The sequence below is a fragment of the Mycobacterium sp. E3247 genome, assembly GCF_001667785.1.
Taxonomy (GTDB): domain Bacteria; phylum Actinomycetota; class Actinomycetes; order Mycobacteriales; family Mycobacteriaceae; genus Mycobacterium.
In genome coordinates this window covers 1-3,637 of sequence record NZ_LZJG01000040.1, presented here as the reverse complement: position 1 = coordinate 3,637, position 3,637 = coordinate 1, and the positions used below count along the sequence as shown (strand labels likewise).

The window sequence follows — 3,637 nt, the reverse complement described above, 5'->3', positions numbered from 1 at the left end:
GCCTCCAGCTCGGCGGCCAGCGAGATCAGCATGCCTTCGCTGTTGGCGGGCCCCATCAACTGCACGCCGATCGGCAGCCCCTCGGAGGTGAACCCGGCCGGCACGTTGATCGACGGCCACCCCAGCACGTTCCACGCGAACGTGGCCGGGCACGCGGCGATCATCGCCCGATCGGTGCCGAAGCTGCCCAACCGGTCGAACGCGCGCGCCAGCGGCGGCGGTTGGGCCGTGGTCGGGGCCAGGACGACGTCGACGATGTCGAAGATCGAACCCACCCGCCGCTGGAGGGCGGCTTCATGCCGGCGCGCGGTCCGCAGGATGGCCTGGCCCAGGACATGGCCCACGCGCAGGTTCGCCAGCGTGCGGGGGTCGAGGATCACGCCGTCGCCCAGTCGCTCCTCCCAATCCCGCAGGCCGGCGGTGGACCGCGCGAGGAAGTCCCACGACAGCCGCAGGCCGTAGTCGGGATTTCCGGGCACCACCGTGTGGCCGAGCAGCTCGAGCTGCGTGGCCACGGCTCGCGTCGCGGCCAGGATCTCGGGATGCAGCTTGGGCCGAAACCCGGTGTAGGGGAACCGCGTTGACAGCGCGATGTTCAGCGGGCCGGGCGCGATACCGACATAGTCGGACGCGGTGATCGGGGGCGGCTTGTGCCGGTCGCCCTCGACGTTGCCCGACGCCGCGTCGAGCACCAACGCCGCGTCGGCCACCGTGCGGGCCAGCACGCCGTTGACCGTGATGCCGTTGAACGCGTCCGGCAGCGGCCAGGTGGAGATGCGGCCACGCTGCGGTTTGATGCCGACCAGGTGCGTCCACGCGGCGGGGACGCGAACGCTGCCGGCGCCGTCGGAGCCGATCGCGGCGGTGACCAGCCCCGCGGCCACCGCGGCCGCGCTGCCCCCCGACGAGCCGCCCGGGGTGTGCCGGCGTGACCAGGGGTTACGGGTGTGCCCGAATCCGGGTCCGCTGGTGAACGGCCACTGACCCAGTTCGCAGGTGTTGGTCTTGCCGACGATCACCGCGCCCGCCGCCTTCAGGCGGCGAACGACCTCGGCGTCGTGGGTGGCGGGCGGGACATATCCCTCGGTGCCGAACGCGGTCGGCACCCCGGCAACGTCGACGTCGTCCTTGACCGCGATCGGGATGCCCAGCAACGGCGCCGTGTCCCCGGCCTCGCGGCGACGGTCGGCCGCGGCCGCGTCGGCCAGTGCCGACTCGGTGAGCACCACGCGGAAGGCGTTCAGCGTCGGCTGGCTCGCGTGGATGGCGTGCAGGGACCGGCGCACCAGTGTGACGGAGGTCACCGAGCGACTCGCCAGCTGATAGAGCAGGTCAGTCAGTGTGGGCAGGCGCTGGCCACCGGATCCGAAAACGGACCCGGCACTCGACTCGGAAGCGCCAATCACGGGGTACGAGACTAATCGGCGCGGATACCAGCATTGTCGCGGCGGGGTGCAAAACTATTGTGATGCGGCTGTATCGAGACCGGGCGGTGGTGTTGCGTCAACACAAGCTCGGCGAGGCCGACCGGATCGTCACCCTGCTCACCCGCGATCACGGGCTGGTTCGGGCGGTGGCAAAGGGGGTCCGTCGCACCCGCAGCAAATTCGGGGCGCGGCTGGAACCGTTCGCGCACATCGACGCGCAACTGCATCCCGGCCGCAACCTCGACATCGTCACCCAGGTTGTCTCGATCGACGCGTTCGCCACCGACATCGTCAGCGACTACGGCCGCTATACCTGCGGGTGCGCGATGCTGGAAACCGCCGAACGCCTCGCCGGTGAGGAGCGGGCCCCCGCCCCGGCCCTGCACCGGCTCACGGTGAGCGCGTTGCGGGCGGTGGCCGACGGCCGCCGGTCCCGGGACCTGCTGCTGGACGCCTATCTGCTGCGCGCCATGGGCATCGCCGGATGGGCGCCGGCGCTGACCGAGTGCGCGCGGTGCGCCACCCCGGGGCCGCATCGCGCGTTCCATGTCGGCGCCGGGGGCAGCGTCTGCGCACACTGCCGTCCGGCCGGTTCGACGACACCGCCGCCGGGCGTGCTGGATCTGATGTCCGCGCTGCACGACGGCGATTGGGAGTTCGCCGACAAGACCCCGCAATCGCACCGCAGCTACGTCAGCGGGCTGGTGGCCGCGCACCTGCAATGGCACCTGGAACGGCAGCTCAAGACGCTGCCACTGGTGGAGCGGACGTATCATGTCGACCGCGCCATCGCGCAGCGGCGTGCCGCGCTGGTCGAGCAGGATCTGGACTGTGGCTAGCAAGGCCGAGCGCAAGCTGGCGTCCATCGTCTTCCCGCAGCTGCCGCCCGCCCCCGACGACTACCCGACCTTCCCCGACAAGTCGACCTGGCCGGTCGTCTTCCCCGAACTGCCTTCATCCGCCGACGGTGGCCCGTGCCGCCCACCGCAACACATCTCGAAGGCCGCCGCTCCCCGGATCCCGGCCGACCGCTTGCCCAACCATGTGGCGATCGTGATGGACGGCAACGGCCGCTGGGCCACCCAACAGGGATTGAGCCGCACCGACGGCCACCGGGCAGGCGAGGCGGTGGTCATCGACATCGTCTGTGGCGCAATCGAAATCGGGGTCAAGTGGCTGAGCCTTTACGCATTCTCCACGGAGAACTGGAAGCGGTCGCCCGAGGAGGTCCGCTTTCTCATGGGCTTCAACCGCGATGTGGTGCGTATGCGCCGCGTGAACCTCAACGCGATCGGGGTCAAGATCCGCTGGGTGGGCTCGCGTCCACGGCTGTGGCGCAGTGTTATCAATGAATTGGCGATCGCAGAAGAGATGACGAAGGGCAACGACGTCATCACCGTCAACTACTGTGTCAACTACGGGGGGCGTGCCGAAATCGCGGACGCTACAAAGGAAATCGCGCGCTTGGCCGCCGCCGGCCGGCTGAACCCGGAGCGCATCACCGAGGCGACGGTGGCACAGCATCTGCAACGGCCCGACATCCCCGACGTGGACCTGTTCCTGCGGACGTCGGGGGAGCAGCGGTCCAGCAACTTCATGCTGTGGCAGGCGGCGTACGCCGAGTACATCTTCCAGGACAAGCTGTGGCCCGACTACGACCGCCGCGACTTGTGGGCGGCGTGCGAGGAATACGCTTCGCGCAACAGAAGATTCGGGAGCGCCTAGTGGGGACCGGAAGCGCGGCGGAGCCGGGCGCACCGGGTCCTCACGGGGATGATTCAGTGGGGACCGGAAGCGCGGCGGAGCCGGGCGCACCGGGTCCTCACGGGGATGATCCGATGCCGTCGTTGCAGGAGCGGCTGGCGTCGGTGCTCGGCGAAGTCCTTCCGGTCGAGGAGGAGTCCGACGGCGCGCTGACGGTGCGCCACGCCGGGACCATCGCGTCGTTGCGGGTGGTCCACATCGCCGACGACCTCGACCTCGTCTCGCTCACCCAGGTCGTGGGGTGGGATCTGCCCCTGACCAAGAAGATCAGCGACCAGGTCGCCAGGCAGGCCCGTGACAGCAACTTCGGCAGCGTCACGCTCGTGGAGAAGGTCAACGCGAAGGCGGTGCAACGCAACTCGGGCAAGGGCGCGGCCAAGAGTGCCGACGTGATGCTGCGGTACAACTTTCCCGGCGCCGGCCTGACCGACGACGCGCTGCGCACC

Annotated in this window: 4 protein-coding genes; 3 read left to right on the top strand and 1 reads right to left on the bottom strand. The window is 69.8% G+C overall.

Going from position 1 to position 3,637, the window contains the following annotated elements; translation table 11 throughout:
• Window positions 1-1,406, bottom strand: a 1,406-nt coding sequence (locus A9X04_RS01770) for an amidase (protein ID WP_067917154.1), incomplete at its 3' end; no start/stop codon positions are given.
• Between the two features lie 62 nt (window positions 1,407-1,468).
• On the opposite strand from A9X04_RS01770, the gene recO reads away from it, so the two are divergent.
• The 3 genes from recO to A9X04_RS01755 all read left to right on the top strand — a co-directional run.
• Window positions 1,469-2,266: a DNA repair protein RecO gene (gene recO / locus A9X04_RS01765; RefSeq protein WP_067917152.1), complete on the top strand. Its 798-nt coding sequence runs from the start codon at window positions 1,469-1,471 to the stop codon at window positions 2,264-2,266.
• Entirely contained in the window at window positions 2,259-3,152 is an 894-nt protein-coding gene (locus A9X04_RS01760) for a decaprenyl diphosphate synthase (RefSeq protein WP_067917150.1), read from the top strand. Before recO ends, A9X04_RS01760 begins: the two co-directional genes overlap by 8 nt.
• 113 nt (window positions 3,153-3,265) lie before the next feature.
• Window positions 3,266-3,637 (top strand): hypothetical protein (locus A9X04_RS01755; protein WP_067917148.1); only part of this gene is annotated, 372 nt, incomplete at its 3' end.